This window comes from Actinomadura rugatobispora, assembly GCF_055379765.1.
Genome location: NZ_AP029191.1, coordinates 7,682,175 through 7,701,847, shown reverse-complemented (window position 1 = coordinate 7,701,847; position 19,673 = coordinate 7,682,175). Strand labels below are relative to the sequence as shown.

Here is a 19,673-nt window from a genome sequence, read left to right as displayed (position 1 = left end):
CGCGTCGATCCGTCTTCGCGTCGATCTGTCTTCCGGGACCGGTCAGACCTGGGCCTGGAACATCCAGTGCTGCTTCTCCAGCGCCGCCGTGATCTCGATCAGCAGGTCCTGGGTCACCGGGTCGGGCTCGTCGGTCGCCGCCACCCGCTCCCGGAACCGCGCGATCAGCTGCGCCAGCACGTCGGTCACCGCGGCCACGACCTTGTCGTCGGCCAGGTGACCGGCCTCCAACTGCGGGACCTGCGTGCGGTCGGCGACCGTGCGGGCGCGCCCGTCGGGGTTCACCCCGATCGCCACCGCGCGCTCGGCGACCTCGTCCTGGTACTGGCGGGCGAGGTCGACGACCTCGTCCAGGTGCTCGTGCACGACCTTGAAGTTGCGACCGGTCAGGTTCCAGTGCGCCTGCTTGGCGTACAGCGCGAGGTCGATCAGGTCGACCAGCGCGCCCTGCAGCGCCTCGCCCGTCGTCTTCCGGGCCGCGTCGTCGAGGGGGCTCTTCACCGCCACCATTGGTCCTGGCTCCTTCCGCGTCGTTGCGCTCTGGTTCGTTACAACACAGAAGAATCCCCGGTCATGCCGCGTTCACCCGTGAGCAGGCACACACCGGGCAGGCACCCGCATGCACCCGGTACCCGGGCGAACGAGGACATGCTCGTACGCACCGGCGGCCCGAAGGCCCGCCCCGGACGCGGATCAGGCGGCGACCATGTCCGCGCGGAACTCGTCCGCGATCCCCTCCGGCGTGGCCGGAATGCTCTCGGTTGAGATGTGCTCGTGCTCGGGCGCACCGGCCATGACCGGCGCGTGCTGCAGTTCGGCCAGGGCGAGCTGGTCGGCCACCTCGCGCAGCACGTGCGACAGGGGCACTCCCAGGGCCTTGCAGATCGAGGACAGCAGCTCGGAGGAAGCCTCCTTCTGCCCACGCTCCACCTCGGAGAGATAGCCGAGGGAGACCCGTGCCGCCGCCGACACCTCACGGAGGGTGCGTCCCTGGCGCAGCCGCAGCTGCCGCAGTACATCACCGAGCAGCTGGCGAAGCAGGACCATCGTCTCGCTCCCTCCCTCAGTTCGGACCATCTTGGGTTCCACCGTACCCGGCTCAGAGGTGAGCGTGGCAGACCGTGGATTTCGTGTTCGCTGGAAACGTAACCATGTAATCAGCCGAACTCTTCCCGAACGTCACGCTCCGGACGCCTCCGCGGGACCCGCGCCGAGCCCCAGAATCACGCGTCGTAGCTGCTCAAGAGCATGAACGACGGTCATCCTGCGGAGCACCTCGCGGATCTCCGGACCCGCCCCCGGAACGGGGAGCGACGGCCTGATCACTCTGGGTTCGCCGCCCGGTGAGGCGACTCCGACGAAAATCGTGCCCACGGCTTGACCGTCTTGTGGTTCCGGTCCCGCCACACCCGTCACAGCGACCCCATAGGTCGCTCCGAGCCGTTCCCGGACCCCGGCGGCCATCGCCGCCGCCACGTCCGGGTGGACCGCTCCGTGCGCCTCCAGCAGGTCGGCCGGGACACCGAGCAGTTCGTTCTTCAACGCCGTGGAGTAGGTGACCATTCCCCCGGCGTAGGTGGCCGACGATCCGGGCATCCGGGTCAGCTCGGCGCCGATGAGGCCACCGGTCAGCGACTCGGCGGTGGCGACGGTCGCGGACCGTTCCGCCAGCAGCCCGTGCACGACGCGGTCGAGGGTCTGCTCGCCGGCGCCGTACACCACGTCGCCGAGCAGTTCGCGGACGCTCGCCTCCGCCTCGTCCAGGAGGCCGGGGGCGTCCGCGCCGGTGGCGCTGATGCGGATCTTCACCTCGGCGGGGTCGGGCAGGTAGGCCAGCCTGATGCCGGCCATCGCCTCCACCGGGGCGAGCGAGGTCGCCAGCACCGACTCCCAGACGCCCGCGGTGCGGAGCGTGCGCCGCGCGACCCGGTGCTCGCCGGCCAGCTCGGGCAGCACCACCTCGTCGATCATGGTCCGCATCTCGAACGGGACGCCCGGCAGCGCGTACACCACGCCGCCCCCGAGCCGGACCCGCAGCCCGGCGGCGCTGCCCGCCGAGTTGACGAGGATCCCGGCGCCCTCGGGGACGTCGGCCATGCGCAGCGCCATCGGCTGCAGTTCGCGGCCGGCGGCGGCGACCCGTTCCCGCAGCCGCCGCTCCAGCGCCGCGTCCCGGACCAGCGCGACCCCTGCCGCCTTGGCGAGCGCGTCCCGGGTCAGGTCGTCGTAGGTGGGGCCGAGACCGCCGGTGGCGATGACGGCGTCGGCGCGGGACAGCGCCTCCTCCACCGCCTCGACGATGACATCGAGCTCGTCCCCCACCACGACGCTGCGGGTGACCTCCAGCCCGTGCTCGGCGAGCCGCCGCCCCATCCAGGCCGCGTTCCCGTTGACCGTGTCGCCCAGCAGCAGTTCGTCCCCGATGGTGACCAGCTCGACGCGCATCGCGCCCCTCTCCGCCTGCTCCCGTGACCGCCGGTCCGAATGTACGGCACAGGGGCCGCGCCGATATGCCCGGCGGTGGGCGGGACGGTCCGGGGCGCGGTCGCACGCGGCGAGGGCGGGTGCGGTTGACCCCCGCCGCTGTCCGAATCAGGCCGGAGCGAGACATTGAGAACCGGTAACGCGCTTTCATCCACCACTGAACACCGAGGGTTCCCGCATAGTGGCTCACGAAGAAACCGCACTCCGATGGACCGGATCGCTCGGCCGCGTTGACCGCCTCACCACCCGCCAACTCGAGGTCTTCCTGCTGCTCGGACGTGGAATGTCGCTCCGCGACGGCGGCGCGAACCGGGGCGTGAAATCGGCCGGTCAAGATACCGGTCAGAACACGCTGATGCAATTTTCAGCGACTTCTTCATCCCAGGGATAAAGGCGGTCTCGCCCCGTCCGCCCGGTTCTCGAATCATCATCGTTCAAAGGGGAGCGCCGAAAATCGTGGCCGCCTCCCGGCCGGCCTCAACCGGCTGGGCGGCCGAAGGACTCGGCCCGGCCGCACGGCGCTCAGGAGCGTGCGAGGCGTCGCAGCACGGCGGCGCAGCGGCGGGCGTAGGCCCGCTGGAACACCGGCGCCAGCGGGCCCGCCAGGCGCATCACACGGCTCGCGGGACGGCTGAACGCGGTGACGGTGAACCACACGTCGCCCGCGTCGTCCATGTGCACCACGAACGCCTCCTCACCCGAGGCGGGATGGCCCGGCAGCGTCCCGTACGCCCACCCGGCGCGGCGCTCGCCGTCCTCGGCCCACACCACGCGGCAGGGCGCCGACAGCCTCAGCGGCCCGACGCCCAAGGCCACCTCGACCGCCACACCGGCCGCCGCCCGCGGCGCGGACGCCACCACCCGGGCGGGCAGGGCCCGGTGCATCCAGAACTCCATCAGCGCGTCCGCGGCGTCGCGCATGACCTCCGGCCCCGAGCCCAGCTCGACCCGCACCCGGAGCCGGCGGTAGCCGGGCGGGAAGTCGGCGTTGCGGGTGGCGCCGACCTCGGCGTAGGTGAAGTCGCGCACGGCGGCCCGGCCTAGGCTCCGGCCCCGGCGCCGCCGCCGGCACGCGAACGGCCCTGGTGCCGCAGCCGCCACGCCTGGACGACGTAGTCCAGCCCGGTGACCACCGTGACCGCCAGCGCCGCCGCCATCGCCGCCCACCGCACCGGGTCGAGCTCGAACGGGGCGGGCAGGATGAACAGGCCGATCGCGATGACCTGCAGCATCGTCTTGAGCTTGCCGCCCTTGCTGGCCGGGATCACCCCGTACCGGATCACCACGAACCGCAGCACCGTGATGCCGATCTCCCGGACCAGGATCACGCCGGTCACCCACCACCACAGCTCGCCCAGCACGGACAGGCTGATCAGCGCGGCACCGGTCAGCGCCTTGTCGGCGATCGGGTCGGCGATCTTGCCGAAGTCGGTGACGATGTTGCGCCTGCGCGCCAGGTCCCCATCGATCTTGTCGGTGATCGAGGCGACCGCGAACACCGCGAACGCCGCCAGCCGCCAGCCGCCGCCGTCCAGGAACAGCAGCCAGACGAACACCGGCACCAGCGCGATCCGCGTCAGCGTCAGCACGTTGGCGATGTTCCACACCCCGGCCTGCGGCGGGGTCGAGTCCGCGGTGCCCGCGGCGCCGGCGGTCACGGCATCTCCGCCACGAGGTCCACGCCGTCGCTGCCCACGACCCGGGCCGTGACGATCTCCCCCAGCGGCAGGCCGTCGCCGTGGACCAGGACGGTGCCGTCGACCTCCGGCGCCTGGTGCGCGGCCCGGCCCTCGACGCCGCCGTCCGCCTTCTCCTCCAGCAGCACGCGGATCTCCGAGCCGATCCGGTCTTCGGCGCGCTGCGCGGTCAGCTCCTCGGCCAGCGCGGTGACCTCCTCGACCCGCGCGGAGACCTCGCCGGGGTCGAGCTTGCCGTCGAACCCGGCGGCCTCGGTGCCGTCCTCGTCGGAGTAGCCGAACACGCCGATCGCGTCCAGCCGGGCGTCGGTCAGGAAGGCCATCAGCTCCTCCAGGTCGTCCTCCGACTCACCCGGGAACCCGACGATGAAGTTGGACCGCACGCCCGCCTCCGGCGCCAGCGCGCGGATCCGGTCCAGCAGCTCCAGGAACCGCTCGCGGTCGCCGAAGCGCCGCATCGAGCGCAGCACCGGGCCGCTGGCGTGCTGGAACGACAGGTCGAAGTAGGGCGCGACGCCCGGCGTGCCGCACAGCACCTCGATCAGTCCGGGGCGCAGCTCGGCGGGCTGCAGATAGCTGGCCCGCACCCGCTCGATCCCCTCGACCGCGGCCAGCTCCGGCAGCAGCCCCTCGAGCGCGCGCAGATCGCCGAGGTCCTTGCCGTAGGAGGTGGAGTTCTCGCTGACCAGCACCAGCTCCCGGACGTCGTGCCCGGCCAGCCAGCGCGCCTCCTCCAGCACCTCCGCCGGCGGGCGCGACACGTACGCGCCGCGGAAGGCCGGGATGGCGCAGAACGTGCAGCGCCGGTCGCAGCCGGAGGCCAGCTTCAGGGGGGCGACCGGGCCGCCGCCCAGCCGCCGCCGCAGCACCCGCGGGCCGGACGCCGGGGCGACGCCGTCCGGCAGGTCGCCGTGCCCCGGAACGGCCACCCGCTCCCGCTCCTGCGCCGCCGACCGCTCCACCGGGCTGATCGGCAGCAGCGTGCGGCGGTCGCGCGGCGTGTGCGCGTCGCGCCGGACGCCCGCCATCACCTCGTCCAGCCGCTCGCCGATGCCCGCGTAGTCGTCGAAGCTCAGCACGGCGTCGGCCTCGGGCAGCTCGGCGGCGAGCTCGGCGCCGTACCGCTCGGCCAGGCAGCCGGCCGCGACCACCTTGGCACCGGAGTCGTGCGCGGCCAGCAGCGTGTCGATGGAGTCCTTCTTGGCCGCGTCGATGAACCCGCAGGTGTTCACCACGACCACGTCGGCGGCGTCGGCGGAGTCGGCCAGGCCCCAGCCCGCCTCCTCCATCCGGGCGGCGAGCTCTTCGGAGTCGACCTCGTTGCGGGCGCATCCGAGCGTGACGAGGGAGACCGTACGGCGAGTGGACATGCACCTAACGGTAATGGTCGCCGGGCCCTACGCCGACCAAGACCCTCAACCCAGCGCGGACGTCGTGCGGACGCCGGCGGACGTCGGGCGGAGCCGGGGTCAGGCGGAGTCGGGGTCGTCCGGGGTGAAGCTCATCCGGTAGACGCCGCCGCCCTCGCCGGGGGTGCCCAGGTCCTCGCCGTTGACGGTGAGGCGCAGCCCGCCGCCGTTGCCGATCAGGACGCTGATCTTCTTGGGGTCGGTCCACCGCCGGGTCTGGCCGGGACGGATCATCCCGCTGTAGAGCTGCTGGCCCTTGTCGCCCCGCACGTTGACCCAGGTGGTGCGCACCCCTCTGACCTGGAGGGTGACGTCCTTGCGGGGCGCGACCGCGACCGGGTCCTTGGCCCTGGGCGGCGCCGGGGCCGGCGTCGTGGACGTGGCGCCCGGGGCGGGCGTCCCGGCGACCTGGCGGGCGGTGCGCTGCTCGCGGCCGCCGCCGGTGCCGACCACGTGGACGATCCCGTAGATGACGACCAGGGCCAGGGCGAGCGCCATCGCGGCGCTCCAGTTCGGCGAGCGGCGCTCCTTGAACACCACCGCCTGCTCGGGCTCGAACGCGGCCACCGCGGAAAGGGGCATCGGGGCGCCGCCGTGCGAGTCGTCGTATTCGCGGACCAGCGGCTCGGGGTCGATGCCGATGACGCGGGAGACCGAACGGATGTGGCCGCGGGCGTAGAAGTTCCCGCCGCAGGTGCTGAAGTCGTCCTGTTCCATCGCCCGGACCACCGATTCTCGGATCCGGGTCTGCATGCTCACCTGGGTCAGGGTGAGACCGGCCCGCTTGCGCTCCTTCGCCAAGGTCTCACCGATTGTCACGCCGGGCCTCCCTTAGAGCGCACCATGACCGAAACCCCACACTCCAGCGACACCAGTCTAGGAACCGCAATGCCCACTCAGCGAGCGGCAACACGTTCGAAACAGGGCAAGATTTCGCATCATTCCGCCAGGGCGGTTCGCTGGCCGTTCCGAGATCATCGCGACACGCCATGAAGATCTCCCGGATGGCACGCCGGGAAACGGTCTGACCGGGAAAGGGTCCGGAAAAAAGCGGTGAACCCCCGGCCGGTGATCATCCTCCCGCGTCTCCGCCGCCGGCGCCGCCCGATCCGGCCGCGCCGGCACTCGCGCCACCACCGCCGCCTCCGCCGCGGAGCTCGGCCAGGACGCCGGGCAGATCGTCGGGCTTGGCGAGCACGTCCCGCGCCTTGGACCCCTCGCTCGGCCCGACGATGTCGCGGCTCTCCATCAGGTCCATCAACCGGCCCGCCTTGGCGAACCCGACCCGCAGCTTGCGCTGCAGCATCGACGTCGACCCGAACTGGGTGCTGACGACCAGCTCGATCGCCTGCACCAGCAGGTCCATGTCGTCGCCGATCTCCTCGTCGATCTCCTTCTTCGGGCCGGCGGTCTCGGTGACGTCCTCCCGGTACACCGCCTCCATCTGCGTCTTGCAGTGGTCGACGACGCTGTGGATCTCCTTCTCCGCCACGTAGGCGTTCTGGAGCCGCATCGGCTTGCTCGCGCCCATCGGCAGGAACAGAGCGTCGCCCTGCCCGACCAGCTTCTCGGCGCCCGGCTGGTCGAGGATGACCCGGCTGTCGGACAGCGAGGAGGTCGCGAACGCCAGCCGGGACGGCACGTTCGCCTTGATCAGCCCGGTCACCACGTCCACGCTCGGCCGCTGCGTGGCCAGCACCAGATGGATCCCCGCCGCGCGCGCCAGCTGGGTGATCCGCACCACCGAGTCCTCCACGTCGCGCGGCGCCACCATCATCAGGTCGGCCAGCTCGTCCACGATCACCAGCATGTACGGATAGGGCTGGTACACCCGCTCACTGCCGGGCGGCGCCTTCAGCTTGTTCGCGCGCACCGCCTTGTTGAAATCGTCGATGTGCCGGAACCCCGACGCCGCCAGATCGTCATAGCGCCGGTCCATCTCACCCACCACCCAGTCCAGCGCCTCGGCCGCCTTCTTGGGACTGGTGATGATCGGCGTGATCAGATGCGGAATCCCCTGGTACATCGTCAGCTCGACCCGCTTGGGATCGACCAGGATCATCCGCACCTCGTCCGGCGTCGCCCGCATCAGGATCGAGGTGATCAGCCCGTTGATGCACGTCGACTTGCCCGCCCCGGTCGCACCCGCGATCAGGATGTGCGGCATCTTGGCCAGATTCGCCACCACCGTGCGGCCCTCGACGTCCTTGCCCAGCCCCACGACCATCGGATGGTGCTCATTGGTCGCCGCCGGCGAACGCAGCACATCCCCCAGGCTGACGATGTCCTTGTCGACGTTGGGAATCTCCACCCCGATCGCCGACTTCCCCGGGATCGGGGAGATGATCCGCACATCGGCGCTCTTGACCGCGTAAGCGATGTTCTTGGTCAGCGCGGTGACCTTCTCCACCTTCACCGCCGGACCCAGCTCGATCTCGTACCGCGTGATCGTCGGCCCCCGGGTGAACCCCGTGACCTGCGCGTCGATGTCGAACTGCTCCAGCACCCCGGTGAGCGCGTTCACCACCGTGTCATTGGCCTTGGTCCGCGGCTTGGCCACGCTGCCCGGACGCAGCAGCGCGGGCTCGGGCAGCTCGTAGATCTCGCCGGACGACGACAGCGGCAGCTGCTCCACGCGGCGCGGCGCGGGCGTCGGGTCGGGCGTGCGGCGCGCGCGCGACGGCGCGGGCGGATCGGCGACCGTCTCGGGCTCGGGAGCCGCGTCCGGCTCGGGCGGCGGCGGCGCGTCGGAGCCGAACGGGTCCGGCTCGAACAGCTCGTCGGCCAGGTCGCGGGCGCCCTTGCCCTTGGTGGGCGCGTCGTCCAGCACGGGGGTGTCGTACGGCTTGGAGTGCTCGCCGACCTCCACCGCGGGGTCGCCGGCCTCCCCCTCGCCGCCCCGCGCGGCCCGTTCCGGCTTCGGCTTGCGGCGGCGCTTGGGCTTGGACGCCTCCGCCGTCTCGCGGTCGTCGGCGCGGCCGTCCTCGCCGTCGTCGGCGTCCCGGCCCCGGTCCAGCGGCCGCGAGGGACGCCCCGGGCGGCCCTGCAGGGTCGCCACGGACCACAGCTCGTTGAGCCGTTCCGGGACCCGGGCGATCGGGGTGGCGGTGACCACCAGCAGCCCGAAGCCCGACAGCAGGATCAGCAGCGGCACCGCCACCCAGCCGCTCAGCGCCGCCTCCAGCGGCGCCGACGACAGCCAGCCGACCACGCCGCCCGCGCGGCGCACCTCGTCCATGCCGCGGGCCGGCGCCGGGACCCCGGCGGCGATGTGCACGATGCCCAGCACGCCCACGATGAGCGCGGTCATCCCGATGACGACGCGCCCGGTGTCGTCGTTGTGCTCGGGGTGCCGCAGCGTCCGCCAGGCCAGCACGGCCAGCAGCACCGGCAGCGCCATCGCCAGCATCCCGATGCCGCCCCGCACCACCTGCTCGAGCGCGATCGTGACCACGCCGGACGGCCGCCACCAGGTCACCGAGGCCAGCACGATCGCGCCGCCCAGCAGCGCCAGGCCCAACCCGTCGCGCTGGTGCTCGGCGTCCAGCCCCTGGGCGCCGCGCCGGTACGCGCGGAAGATCGAGCCGACCGTCACCGCGGCCAGGTGGTACAGCTGGAACAGCAGCTTGAAGAACCCGAAGAACAGCTGGCGGATCGGATCCGGTCTCTGCGGGGGACGCCCCTTGCCGGAGCCGCGGCCACCGCCGCCCTTCGCGCCGCCGCTGGGACGCTTGCGGGGGGCCGTGCCCGCGCCTTTGCGGGCACCACCGGCGCCGGCCCGGGTACGCGAGGACGCCTTGGCTCCCCCGGACGCACGTGTGGCCATGGTGATGAGGGTAACCAAGGAGCCGGCTGGTTCCGGTCAATCCGGCCGGGCGGGCGTGTTGCTCCGGAACCGGACCCGGCCCGGCCGCCGGGCCGGCGGCCGGACTCCGGGCGGGTCCGGGCGGGGTCCCGGCGGATCCGGGCGGGCTAGATCTCGACGACCACCGGGATGATCATCGGACGGCGGCGGTAGTTGTCGTTGACCCACTTGCCGACCGTGCGGCGGACCAGCTGGTTCATCTGGTGCAGGTCGTTGACGCCGTCGGCGCCGGCGTCCTGCAGCACCGCCTCGAGCCGCCCGATGACCTCCTCGAAGTCCTCGTTGACGATGCCGGCCCCGCGGGCGTGGATCTCCGGGCCCGCCACGACCTTGCCCGAGGTGGAGTCGACGCCGACGACGATGGAGACGAACCCCTCCTCGCCCAGGATCCGGCGGTCCTTGAGGGAGGTCTCGGTGACCTCGCCGACCGACAGCCCGTCGACGTAGACGTACCCGGCGGGGACCGCGCCGACGATGGAGGCCTGGCCGTCGACCAGGTCGACCACGACGCCGTCCTCGGCGATGACGATGTTCTCCTCCGGGACGCCGGTGAGCGCGGCCAGCTTGGCGTGCGCCCGCAGGTGCCGCCACTCGCCGTGGATCGGCATGAAGTTGCCCGGCCTGGTCATGTTGAGCACGTACAGCAGCTCGCCCGCGGACGCGTGCCCGGACACGTGCACCAGCGCGTTGCCCTTGTGGACGACCCGCGCCCCCCACCGGGTGAGCCCGTTGATGACCCGGTTGACGGCGGTCTCGTTCCCGGGGATCAGCGAGGACGCCAGCATGACGGTGTCGCGCCGGGTGATGCGGATCTGGTGGTCGCGGTTGGCCATCCGCGACAGCGCCGACATCGGCTCGCCCTGCGAGCCCGTGCAGACCAGCACCAGCCGGTCGGGCGGCACGTCGTCGAGCTGCCGGGGCTCGACCATGATCTCCTCGGGCACGTCCAGGTAGCCCAGCTCGCGGGCCACGCCCATGTTGCGCACCATCGAGCGGCCGACGAAGCAGACCTTGCGGCCGCTGGCGACCGCGGCGTCCAGCACCTGCTGCACCCGGTGGATGTGCGAGGCGAAGCAGGCCACGATGATCCGCTCCTGCGCGGTGCGGAACACGTCGTCGACCACCGGGCCGATGTTGCGCTCGCTGGTGACGAACCCGGCCACCTCGGCGTTGGTGGAGTCCGACATCAGCAGGTCGATGCCCTCGGCGCCGAGCCGGGCGAATCCGCCCAGGTCGGTCAGGCGGCCGTCCAGCGGCAGCTGGTCCATCTTGAAGTCGCCGGTGTGCAGGACCAGTCCGGCCGGGGTGCGGACGGCCAGCGCCAGCGCGTCGGGGATGGAGTGGTTGACCGCCAGGAACTCGCAGTCGAACGGGCCGAACGAGCGCCGGTCGCCCTCCTTCACCTCCACGGTGGTGGGCTTGATCCGGTGCTCGGTGAGCTTGGCCTCCAGCAGCGCCAGGGTCAGCCTGGAGCCGGCGAGCGGGATCCCGGGGCGCTCGCGCAGCAGGTAGGGGACGGCGCCGATGTGGTCCTCGTGGCCGTGCGTCAGGACGACCGCCTCGACGTCGTCGAGCCGGTCCCTGACATAGTCGAAGTCGGGCAGGATCAGATCGATCCCGGGCTGCTCGGTCTCGGGGAACAGCACCCCGCAGTCGATGATCAGCAGCCGCCCGCCGTACTCGAACACGGCCATGTTGCGGCCGATCTCGCCCAGGCCGCCGAGCGCGACGATGCGCAGGCCGTTGCCGGGCAGTGCGGGCGGTGCGGTCAGCTCCGGGTGAGGGTGACTCACCGGGCAACCTCCGGAATGGTGACCTCCGGCACTTTGACTCCCCCAATCGTGAGGTCTTCGCGCAGGCGCGCCGCGAACTCCAGCGAGGCGTCGACGAGCGGCGCGCGGACCGTGCCGCCCGGCAGCCCCAGCAGGTTCAGCGCGGCCTTCACGGCGATGGCGCCCTGCGTACGGGTCATGATCGCCGTGACCACGGGCAGCAGGCGGCGGTGGATCTGCTGCGCGTTCTCCCGGTCGCCGGCGAGATACGCGTCGATCATCTCATGGAGATCGGCCCCCACGACATGGCCGACCACGCTGACGAACCCGCAGCCGCCCACCGACAGCCAGGGCAGGTTGAGCGCGTCGTCGCCGGAGTAGTAGGCCAGGTCGGTGCCCGCCATCACCAGGGAGCCGGCGAACAGGTCGCCCTTGGCGTCCTTGACCGCGACGATCCGCGGATGCTCGCCCAGCTTCAGCAGCGTCTCGGTGAGGATCGGCACCCCCGAGCGGCCCGGGATGTCGTAGAGCATCGCCGGCAGCGCGGCCGCGTCCGCGACCTCGGTGAAGTGGTGCAGCAGCCCCTCCTGCGGGGGCTTGTTGTAGTACGGCGTGACGATCAGCGTGCCGTCCGCGCCGGCCTCCTCGGCCGCCCGGGCCAGGGCGCGGCTGTGCGCGGTGTCGTTGGTGCCGACCCCGGCGACCACGACGGCGCGGTCGCCGACCGCGTCGATCACGGTGCGGAGCAGGCGGTCCTTCTCGGCGTCGCTCGTCGTCGGCGACTCTCCCGTCGTCCCGTTGACGACGATGCCGTCGTTGCGCTGCTCGTCGACCAGGTAGGTCGCCAGGCGCGCGGCTCCGTCGTAGTCGACCCCGCCGTCGGGCCGGAACGGCGTGACCATCGCGGTCAGCATCCTCCCGAAGGGAGCGCCGCTTGTTGTGCTGGGTGCCATGCATCGAACGGTACCGTTCCGGGCGGCCGCCTTGGACCCACAGGTCCCCACAAAGGAGCAATGTCGCGGAGCCGTGACTCGCCCCGCCGACCAGCGGAGTCTCGAGTGATGCGGGGGACGCGGGCGGGCCGGGTGATCGGGCGGGATTTGGGGCGGTCTGCCGGTCGCATTGGACGACTCCGCCCGGACGCGCCGACGGCCGGCTGCGGGGCCGGAAGTGGGACCGGGAGCGAGGCTGGGAGCGGGGCGCGCGTGGGGCCTGCCGGCGACGAGGCCGGGGCGGGCGCCGGGGCCTCCTGGGCCGGGAAGGCAGAAGCCGCCCGCCACACGCTCGGGGGTACGCGTGGCGGGCGGCTTCTGTTCTCCACATCGTGGCACGCAAATGCCGCGTTACGGGGTCAGTCCGGCTACTTCCCGGAATCGGTTGGATAACGTGCCCGCAGCGGTCCTGCTCCACGGACGGTCGTTCCGCAACCGGCTCGCGGAAACACCTTCCGTTAGGACCGGGGAGGCGGGCCGCCCGCCCCGCCCCTGGTCCCGGGCGCGCGTCCACGGGGTCCGCGGCGCCTACCGGCGCTCGCCGCCCGTCGGCGGCGGCAGGGTCACCGGTTCTCGCCGAGTTCGTACAGACGCGCGCGCAACTCGTCCACGTCGGGGGTGCGGACGAGTTCGTCGCCGCGCACCGCCCACCAATGGCCGGAGCCGCCGCGGCCGATCCGCCATCCGGTGAATTCGGCCGAAAGCTCGGTCAGCTGGTCCGACTCATGCCACGCGGTCCGCTGGATGCCCATCGGCGTCACTCCCCCACTCTCGTGCGATCGTCCTGTCCGGTTCCGCCGGTCGTGCCCGCTCTCGACGTGCACGCCCGATCCGCCGGTTCCGCCGCTGCTTGCCTACCCCCGCGGAAGGCTCCGTCAACTAACCTTTTGACCTGCACAAACGCAAGGACGGGAACGTGACGGGGCGGGTACCGTCAACGCCAATTCATGCTGACCCGCGCGGCAGCCAGTTAGCCCGGTAAAGCGCCCATTCAGCGGGTATGGTCGTCCATTCCGCATAAATCCCGACACCGTAGGGGCGGGCGGGCGGACGATCAAGCGCGTCCAGCCCCCGCCGCACGCCCCGCAGCGCCACCGGCAGGTTGTCCGCCCAGTCCATCAGCGGGCGGTAGGTGGGGACTCCCATGAACACCGTCGTCCGGTCGCCGATCAGCCGCAGCGTCCGCTCGGTGTGCCGGGCGTAGTCCAGACCGGCCAGGGACGCGGTCGGCTGCGCCGCGTCGTAGGTCATGATCGCGACCTGGTCGGCCCGGTCGGCCAGCGCGCGCAGGTACTCCTCGGTGGGACGCGGCGGGTAGTGGAAGCGGCCGTGTCCTTGCGGGATGAGGGCGCGGTAGATCGGCTGCGCCCCGTCCACGAGGGTGAGCTGCTCGATGGCCACCGACAGCAGCCGGCCCCGCGAGCGCGTCAGCTCCCTGGTCTTCTCCATCAGCTCCAGGAACGCGGTGTCGTCGGCGTAGATGGGCTCGAAGTCGTAGTGGATGCCGTCGAAGCCGAGGTCGAGGAAGAGCGCGTCGGTGCGCAGGACGCTCGCGCGGACGGCCGGGTCGTCCAGGTCGGTGACGCCGTAGCCGTCCAGCTTCCTGATCTGCCCGAGGTAGGCCTGGGCGCGCACGCCGGGCGCGTGCTCGCGCATGGCCTGGATCAGCCTGCGCGCGTTGCGGTACTTGGCGGGCGGCACGGTGCCGTCGGCCTCGAACGGGCCCGCGTGGAAGAACACGTCGGTGATGCGGTTCTCCCTGAGCAGGCGGCCGAGGTCGCGGTACTCCTGCTCGGTGTGCTCCTCCCCCACCCACTGGTGCCGCGCCCAGAGCGCGTTGGCGACGGTGCCGCGCGCCTCCGGCTCGGGCTGCCACCACACCCACGCGCCGCCCAGCAGCAGCGCCACGAGGCCGAGCGCGCACGCCGCGGTCCAGCCCGCCCACCGCAGGCCCCGAACGATCCGCCTTTTCCATGCCATCGGACAATGATCGCGGAAAACCGGGCGGGGCGGGTCTCTCCGGCCCGGACCGGGCCCGGAGAAGCACCGGACACCGCCGGGCCGGGGGCGGCGTCCGGCTCGGGCCTTAAAACACCGGAATGATGTCCTCGGGGTCGATGATGTCGACCTTCACCCCCGAGATGTCCAGTTCCGGAATGGCCGGGAAGGCGATGCCCCAGCGTTCGACGATGGCGCGGATACGGGCGATGGCCAGTTTCCAGTTCTCCGCCTGCTCCTCGAACGAGAGGACGCCCAGGCCCGCGTCCCGCGCATGGCTCATCAGCACGCGGTGGTTGGTGAGGAAATACGGCGGCAGGTCCCAGAATCCCTCGGGCGGCTCCCACAGGATCATCGACAGGAAGACGAACCCCGCCCGCAACTGCTTGGTGATCTGCCCCTTGACCTCCTCGTTCAGGCCGGGCCACTCGTTGTCGAGGATCGTCATGCAGATCTGCAGATGGCGCGACTCGTCGCGGCCGATGCGCTGGAACATCTCCCCGAAGACCGGGTGCCGGGTGCCGGAGGCCATGCCGCGGAACAGCGTGGACGCGGCCATCTCGCCCATCATGAAACTGGTGAACAGAACGGCGAGCGAGTATTTGCGGACCGCGGTGTTGTAACCCTGCCAGTAACGGCCGCCGTTGTAGTAGAGCCAGCCGATGTTGTTGTGGGCGGCGTGCTCGAGCTCGGTGCCCGGCGTCCAGTCCAGCGGCCCGCCCGGCCACAGTTTCGCGATGGTCCGCTGGCAGCACTCCTCGTGGTTCATCTCGTCCCGCGTGATCGAGAAGAAGCACTTGCGGACCGGATCCTCCTCGTGCTGCTCGAACGCGTGGATCGTGGCGCGGGCGAACACCGCGGGCCCGGAGGCGTCGAAGTTGGCCAGCACCGCGAACCAGTACATGATCCCCAGCCGCTGCTCCGGGGTGAAGTCCTCCGGTCGGATCCCGTCCCAGGGCAGGTCGGCGGGGTTCCACACGGTCCGCTTGGACTTCTCGTAGATGGCGGCGAGCTTGCCGGTCTCGACCCGCCACTCCATCGGGTAGATGTTCGGCTGCGGGATCTCCGGGGCGGGCCAGAACCCGCCCTCGGGGACGGTGAGCTTGTCGTCCATGCGGCCCCCTGCGTTCACATCGTTGTGACGCTTTCCTTCCCATCGTGTGGCCGTGTGTCACGTTCCGCAAGGCCGGTCGGGCCCGTTCCGCCGCCCCTGCCGCCGTCCCTGCCGCTGCCGCTGCCGCCGTCCCGGACCCGGCGGGCGGGCGGGGGCGCGTTCCGTACGCGGGCGCGCTGGGTCAGCGCCACGCAGACCAGCACGCCCACGGCGGCCAGCGCGGTGAGGCCGTCGATCAGCTCGCCCAGGAGGATCCCCGACCACAGCAGTGTGAGCAGCGGCTGGGCGAGCTGGACCTGGCTCGCGCGCGCGATCCCGGCCCGCGCCAGACCCTCGTACCAGGCGAAGAAGCCCAGGTAGGCCGAGAGCAGGGCGACGTAGCCGAAGCCGAGCGCCGCGCCGCCGGTCCACTGCGGACCCGTCGTGGCGAGCAACCAGACCGTGACGGGCATGGTGATCGGCGCGGCCAGCAGCAGCGTCCACGAGATGACCCGCCAGCCCGGCATCTCCCGGGTCAGCCGGCCGCCCTCGGTGTACCCGACCGCGGCCGCGAGCATCGCGCCGAACAGCAGCAGGTCGGCGCCGGTGAGATGACCGGCGCCGCGGATCACCGCGAACCCGGTCACCACCACCGCGCCGGACGCGCCCGCCAGCCAGAACGCGAGCGAGGGCCGTTCCCCGGCGCGGAGGACGGCGAGCACCGCCGTCGCGGCGGGCAGCAGGCCGACCACCACGGCGGCGTGCGCGGACGACGCGCCGTGGTCGAGCGCCAGCGTGGTCAGCACCGGGAAGCCGAAGACCACTCCGGACGCGGTGACCGCCACCGCCGCCCACTGCCGGCCGCGCGGCCGGACCAGGGCGTCCCGGGCGCCCCGGGACCCCGCGGCCGCCCGGGAGCGGGAGCGGAGGTGCACGGCGAGGAGCGCGATCGCGGCCAGGACGGTAGCGGCGGCCGAGCGCCCGATGCCGATCAGGTACGGGTCGAGCCCCTCCAGGGCGAACGCCGTGGCGGGCAAGGTCAGCGAGAAGACCAGCACACCGAGGCCGGCCAGCCCCAAGCCGGCCGCCCGTCCGGGGGCGGGGGCATCCGGTTCCGCTATCGACGCGGAGGCAGTAGCGCTATCGTTATCGCTCATGCACCAGGATAGCAGTGTGTCCGTTTTGGCCGAGCGGCTGCGGGACGAGCTGCGCGGGATGCACCCCGGCCAGCGGCTCCCGTCCAGCCGCGCGCTGACCCGCCGCCACCAGGTCAGCCCGGTCACGGTCGCGCGGGCCCTGGGCCTGCTCGCCGCGGAGGGGCTGGTGGTCACGCGCCCGGGCAGCGGCGCGTTCGCGGCCGGCCGTCCCGGACCCGCGCCCGGCGCCGACGCCGCCGGGCCCGCCGACCTGGGCTGGCAGGCGGTCGCGCTCGGCGACCGCGCCGTGGACTCCGACGGCGTCGCCCGGCTGCTCCTGCCCGCGCCCGAGGGCGCGATCACGCTCAGCGGCGGCTACCTGCACCCCACCCTCCAGCCGCTGCGGGCGCTGGCCACGGCCGCCGCCCGCGCCGCCCGCCGCCCGGACGCCTGGGACCCGCCCCCGCTGGCCGGGGTCGCGGAACTGCGCGCCTGGTTCGCCCGGACGGCCGCGCCCGGCGGCGAGATCGCGCCCGCCGACGTCCTCGTCACCGGCGGCGGGCAGCAGTCACTGACGACGGTCCTGCGCGCGCTGCTGCCGCCCGGCTCGCCGCTCCTGGTCGAGTCCCCCACCTACCTGGGCGTCCTCGCGATCGCGCGGGCCGGCCGGCTGCACCCGGTGCCGGTCCCGGCCGACGGCGAGGGCGTGCGGCCCGACCTGCTGGCGGAGGCGTTCGCCATGACCGGCGCCCGCGCGGTGTACGTCCAGCCCACCTTCCAGAACCCGACGGGCGCGGTACTGACCGCCGAGCGGCGGGCGCGGGTGATCGAGGCGGCCCGTGCCGCGGGCGCGTTCGTGATCGAGGACGACTTCGCCCGCCATCTGGCCATCGACCCGGTGGCGCCCCCGATGGTCGGCGCGGACCGGGAGGGCCGGGTCGTGCACATCGCCTCGCCGACCAAGGGCACCGCCGCCAGCCTGCGGGTGGCCGCGGTGATCGCCCGCGGCCCGGTCGCCGAGCGCATCCGCGCGACCCAGCTGGTCGAGGGGTTCTTCCCGGCCAGGCCGCTGCAGGAGACGCTGCTGGAGCTGGTCAGCTCCCCGGGCTGGCCGCGGCACCTGCGCGCGGTGCGCACCGCGCTGCGCTCCCGCCGGGACGCGGCGCGCGCCGCGCTGGCCCGCGAGCTGCCCGAGCTGGAGGTCAACCGGCCCGCCGGGGGCCCGCACCTGTGGGTCCGGCTGCGCGACGGCACCGACGACGTCGCGCTGGCGGACGCGGCCCTGCGCGCCGGCGTGCTGGTGAGCGCGGGACGGCCGTTCTTCCCGGCCGAACCGCCCGGCCCGTACCTGCGGATCGGCTACGGAGCCGCCGCCAACGAGGCGGAACTGGACGAGGGCGTGCGCCGCCTGGCCGAGGTCGTCCGCGCGCGGGAACGCGCTACTCGGTGACGAAGCAGAACTCGTTGCCCTGGGGGTCGAGCCACACCCGGAACGGGCGCTCGGGGTTGCCCATCGGCTCGCCGTGCGGGGTGGCGCCCAGTTCGCGGGCGCGCTCGCCGGCGGCGTGGACGTCGGGCACCGCCACGTCCAGGTGGACGCGGTTCTTCCCGCTCTTGGACTCGGGGACGAGCTGGAAGCTCAGCAGCGGCCCGCCGTCGCCGAGCGGTTCGAGGTCGATCCAGTCCTCGTCGCGGCCGGTGACCTTCATGCCGAGCAGCCCGCCCCAGAACTCGGCCATGACGTCCAGGTCCGTGCAGTCGATCGCGACGTTCGTCACCGTCGTGCGCATCCTCGGCTCCTCTCTTCGACACCGTCCAAAACGGTACGCAGGTGTCGCCCGGTCCCGCAACCGCCCATCCGGGAACACCGGTGTCGTAGCTGGTAGAGTGCGCCCGACGGCAGGAGCGGAGTGATGGACAGCGCGCAGCCCGACCAGGGGCGCACCGGCGTCCGGGCCGGTTCCCCGGCCGCCCTGCTCCTGCGCGACTTCGTCAACACACTCGACGTGGAATGCGCCACCGACGCGATCGACGCTCCGGCGCGCCTGGCCGACTGGCTGGCCGCGCACGGGCTGGCGCCCGCCGGCGCGCGGGCCGACCAGTCCGACGTCGACCTGGCCGCCACCCTCCGCGAGGGCCTGCGCACCGCGATGCTCGCCCATCACACGCTCGGCGCTGCCGCGTCCCCGCTCGCCGGGGGCGGCCTGCCCGGGGACCTCGAACGGTCGCTGGGACGGCTGCCGCTGCGGCTCACGCTCGACGGCGGCCGTCCCGCGCTGGTCCCCCTGGGCGGCGGCACGACCGCGGGCCTGGCGAGGATCGCGGCGGCCGTGACCGAGTCGGCCGCCGACGGCACCTGGCCCCGCCTCAAGGTCTGCCTGGAGGACACCTGCCAGTGGGCGTTCCTCGACACCTCCAAGAACCGCAGCCGATCCTGGTGCTCGATGCGGGTGTGCGGCAACCGCACCAAGACCCGCGCCTACCGCGCACGCCGCCGCGACCGCACGGCGACGCGGTGACCGCATCCAGCGACCGGCCCGACCACCACCACCGATGAGAGGACGTGGCAAGCCATGGCCGACGTGGGCGTACGGCCCGCCCGCCGGGCGGACGCCGCCGCCGTCGCCGACATCCAGGTGCGCGCCTGGCGGCAGGCGTACCGTGACCTGCTCCCCGCCGGGGTGCTCGCCGAGGTGACCGGCACGGAGGCCCGGGAGGTGTGGCGCGAGCGCTGGACGGAGGCGGTCACCGACCCGCCGGGCCCCCGGCACCGGCTGCTGGTCGCGGTCTCCTCCGACCTGGTCGTCGGCTTCGCCGCCTCCGGCCCGGCCGAGAACGACCCCGACCACGACCCGGCCGCGGCCGCCGAGCTGATCACCCTGCTGGTCGACCCGCTGCACGCGCGGGCCGGGCACGGCAGCCGGCTGCTGGCCGCCACCGTCGACCTGCTCCGCGACGACGGCTTCGCCACCCTGATCACCTGGACGTTCGAGAAGGACGAGGTGATGCGGGCGTTCCTGGGCTCGGCCGGGTGGGCGCCCGACGGCACCGCGCGCGACCTGGACATGGGCGAGCCGGTCCGGCAGATCCGCCTGCACACCGACATCACCGCCGACGCGGAGGGCTCCGGAACGGGCGCCTGAACGTCAAGGGCGCCGGGGCGTTCCGGGGCGCTCCGGGCGCAACCACGGGGTCGGTGAGGAGCATCGAAGGACCGGGCTTAAGTT

General features: G+C 72.8%; 18 protein-coding genes. 3 read left to right on the top strand and 15 right to left on the bottom strand.

Going from position 1 to position 19,673, the window contains the following annotated elements; genetic code table 11:
- Nucleotides 1-42: 42 nt before the first annotated feature.
- The 14 genes from ACZ466_RS34530 to ACZ466_RS34465 all read right to left on the bottom strand — a co-directional run bounded on the left by ACZ466_RS34530 (nt 43) and on the right by ACZ466_RS34465 (nt 16,467).
- Nucleotides 43-510, bottom strand: coding sequence for a Dps family protein (locus ACZ466_RS34530; protein WP_378288539.1), 468 nt, complete (start codon nt 508-510; stop codon nt 43-45).
- Between the two features lie 183 nt (nt 511-693).
- Nucleotides 694-1,047 (bottom strand): helix-turn-helix domain-containing protein, encoded by a 354-nt coding sequence (locus ACZ466_RS34525; protein ID WP_378288537.1) that lies wholly within the window; start codon nt 1,045-1,047, stop codon nt 694-696.
- A gap of 132 nt (nt 1,048-1,179) precedes the next feature.
- Nucleotides 1,180-2,445, bottom strand: a complete 1,266-nt coding sequence (locus tag ACZ466_RS34520; RefSeq protein WP_378288535.1) for a CinA family nicotinamide mononucleotide deamidase-related protein — start codon at nt 2,443-2,445, stop codon at nt 1,180-1,182.
- Nucleotides 2,446-3,006: 561 nt separating this feature from the next.
- Nucleotides 3,007-3,513 (bottom strand): DUF1990 family protein, encoded by a 507-nt coding sequence (locus ACZ466_RS34515; RefSeq protein WP_378288533.1) that lies wholly within the window; start codon nt 3,511-3,513, stop codon nt 3,007-3,009.
- 11 nt (nt 3,514-3,524) lie between these two features.
- A complete protein-coding gene (gene pgsA, locus ACZ466_RS34510; RefSeq protein ID WP_378288531.1) occupies nt 3,525-4,142 on the bottom strand; it encodes a CDP-diacylglycerol--glycerol-3-phosphate 3-phosphatidyltransferase in 618 nt (205 codons plus the stop codon).
- On the bottom strand, nt 4,139-5,551 hold the full coding sequence (rimO, locus tag ACZ466_RS34505; RefSeq protein ID WP_378288529.1) for a 30S ribosomal protein S12 methylthiotransferase RimO: 1,413 nt from the start codon (nt 5,549-5,551) through the stop codon (nt 4,139-4,141). Before rimO ends, pgsA begins: the two co-directional genes overlap by 4 nt.
- Nucleotides 5,552-5,650: 99 nt before the next feature.
- Nucleotides 5,651-6,409: a helix-turn-helix domain-containing protein gene (locus ACZ466_RS34500; RefSeq protein WP_378288527.1), complete on the bottom strand. Its 759-nt coding sequence runs from the start codon at nt 6,407-6,409 to the stop codon at nt 5,651-5,653.
- A gap of 253 nt (nt 6,410-6,662) precedes the next feature.
- Nucleotides 6,663-9,416: an FtsK/SpoIIIE family DNA translocase gene (locus tag ACZ466_RS34495; protein ID WP_464041795.1), complete on the bottom strand. Its 2,754-nt coding sequence runs from the start codon at nt 9,414-9,416 to the stop codon at nt 6,663-6,665.
- Nucleotides 9,417-9,562: 146 nt separating this feature from the next.
- On the bottom strand, nt 9,563-11,248 hold the full coding sequence (locus ACZ466_RS34490) for a ribonuclease J (protein WP_378290577.1): 1,686 nt from the start codon (nt 11,246-11,248) through the stop codon (nt 9,563-9,565).
- Complete coding sequence (gene dapA / locus ACZ466_RS34485; RefSeq protein WP_378290575.1) at nt 11,245-12,180, bottom strand: 4-hydroxy-tetrahydrodipicolinate synthase; 936 nt, start codon at nt 12,178-12,180, stop codon at nt 11,245-11,247. Before dapA ends, ACZ466_RS34490 begins: the two co-directional genes overlap by 4 nt.
- A gap of 602 nt (nt 12,181-12,782) precedes the next feature.
- On the bottom strand, nt 12,783-12,971 hold the full coding sequence (locus ACZ466_RS34480) for a hypothetical protein (RefSeq protein WP_378290573.1): 189 nt from the start codon (nt 12,969-12,971) through the stop codon (nt 12,783-12,785).
- 193 nt (nt 12,972-13,164) lie between these two features.
- A complete protein-coding gene (locus ACZ466_RS34475; RefSeq protein WP_378290571.1) occupies nt 13,165-14,199 on the bottom strand; it encodes a glycoside hydrolase family 18 protein in 1,035 nt (344 codons plus the stop codon).
- A gap of 106 nt (nt 14,200-14,305) precedes the next feature.
- Nucleotides 14,306-15,331, bottom strand: coding sequence for a hypothetical protein (locus tag ACZ466_RS34470; RefSeq protein ID WP_378290569.1), 1,026 nt, complete (start codon nt 15,329-15,331; stop codon nt 14,306-14,308).
- Nucleotides 15,332-15,345: 14 nt separating this feature from the next.
- Nucleotides 15,346-16,467: a DMT family transporter gene (locus ACZ466_RS34465; RefSeq protein WP_378290567.1), complete on the bottom strand. Its 1,122-nt coding sequence runs from the start codon at nt 16,465-16,467 to the stop codon at nt 15,346-15,348.
- A 16-nt stretch (nt 16,468-16,483) separates the two neighbouring features.
- Between ACZ466_RS34465 and ACZ466_RS34460 the strand changes: the two genes are divergently transcribed.
- Complete coding sequence (locus ACZ466_RS34460) at nt 16,484-17,896, top strand: aminotransferase-like domain-containing protein (protein ID WP_378290565.1); 1,413 nt, start codon at nt 16,484-16,486, stop codon at nt 17,894-17,896.
- Here ACZ466_RS34460 and ACZ466_RS34455 read toward each other — a convergent pair.
- Nucleotides 17,886-18,236 carry a VOC family protein gene (locus ACZ466_RS34455; RefSeq protein WP_378290563.1) on the bottom strand — a complete coding sequence of 117 codons (351 nt, stop codon included), beginning with the start codon at nt 18,234-18,236 and terminating at the stop codon, nt 17,886-17,888. The genes ACZ466_RS34460 and ACZ466_RS34455 overlap by 11 nt on opposite strands.
- 123 nt (nt 18,237-18,359) lie before the next feature.
- On the opposite strand from ACZ466_RS34455, the gene ACZ466_RS34450 reads away from it, so the two are divergent.
- Nucleotides 18,360-18,965, top strand: coding sequence for a CGNR zinc finger domain-containing protein (locus tag ACZ466_RS34450; RefSeq protein WP_378290561.1), 606 nt, complete (start codon nt 18,360-18,362; stop codon nt 18,963-18,965).
- A gap of 54 nt (nt 18,966-19,019) precedes the next feature.
- Nucleotides 19,020-19,589, top strand: a complete 570-nt coding sequence (locus tag ACZ466_RS34445) for a GNAT family N-acetyltransferase (protein ID WP_378290559.1) — start codon at nt 19,020-19,022, stop codon at nt 19,587-19,589.
- Nucleotides 19,590-19,673 lie beyond the last annotated feature (84 nt).

Coding starts and splice junctions, on each gene's coding strand:
- ACZ466_RS34455 (WP_378290563.1), bottom strand. CDS start 18,236: ATGCGCACGACGGTGACGAACGTCGCGATCGACTGCACGGACCTGGAC.
- ACZ466_RS34530 (WP_378288539.1), bottom strand. CDS start 510: ATGGTGGCGGTGAAGAGCCCCCTCGACGACGCGGCCCGGAAGACGACG.
- ACZ466_RS34480 (WP_378290573.1), bottom strand. CDS start 12,971: ATGGGCATCCAGCGGACCGCGTGGCATGAGTCGGACCAGCTGACCGAG.
- ACZ466_RS34520 (WP_378288535.1), bottom strand. CDS start 2,445: ATGCGCGTCGAGCTGGTCACCATCGGGGACGAACTGCTGCTGGGCGAC.
- ACZ466_RS34470 (WP_378290569.1), bottom strand. CDS start 15,331: ATGGACGACAAGCTCACCGTCCCCGAGGGCGGGTTCTGGCCCGCCCCG.
- ACZ466_RS34450 (WP_378290561.1), top strand. CDS start 18,360: ATGGACAGCGCGCAGCCCGACCAGGGGCGCACCGGCGTCCGGGCCGGT.
- ACZ466_RS34525 (WP_378288537.1), bottom strand. CDS start 1,047: ATGGTCCTGCTTCGCCAGCTGCTCGGTGATGTACTGCGGCAGCTGCGG.
- ACZ466_RS34495 (WP_464041795.1), bottom strand. CDS start 9,416: ATGGCCACACGTGCGTCCGGGGGAGCCAAGGCGTCCTCGCGTACCCGG.
- dapA (WP_378290575.1), bottom strand. CDS start 12,180: ATGGCACCCAGCACAACAAGCGGCGCTCCCTTCGGGAGGATGCTGACC.
- ACZ466_RS34475 (WP_378290571.1), bottom strand. CDS start 14,199: ATGGCATGGAAAAGGCGGATCGTTCGGGGCCTGCGGTGGGCGGGCTGG.
- rimO (WP_378288529.1), bottom strand. CDS start 5,551: ATGTCCACTCGCCGTACGGTCTCCCTCGTCACGCTCGGATGCGCCCGC.
- ACZ466_RS34465 (WP_378290567.1), bottom strand. CDS start 16,467: ATGAGCGATAACGATAGCGCTACTGCCTCCGCGTCGATAGCGGAACCG.
- ACZ466_RS34445 (WP_378290559.1), top strand. CDS start 19,020: ATGGCCGACGTGGGCGTACGGCCCGCCCGCCGGGCGGACGCCGCCGCC.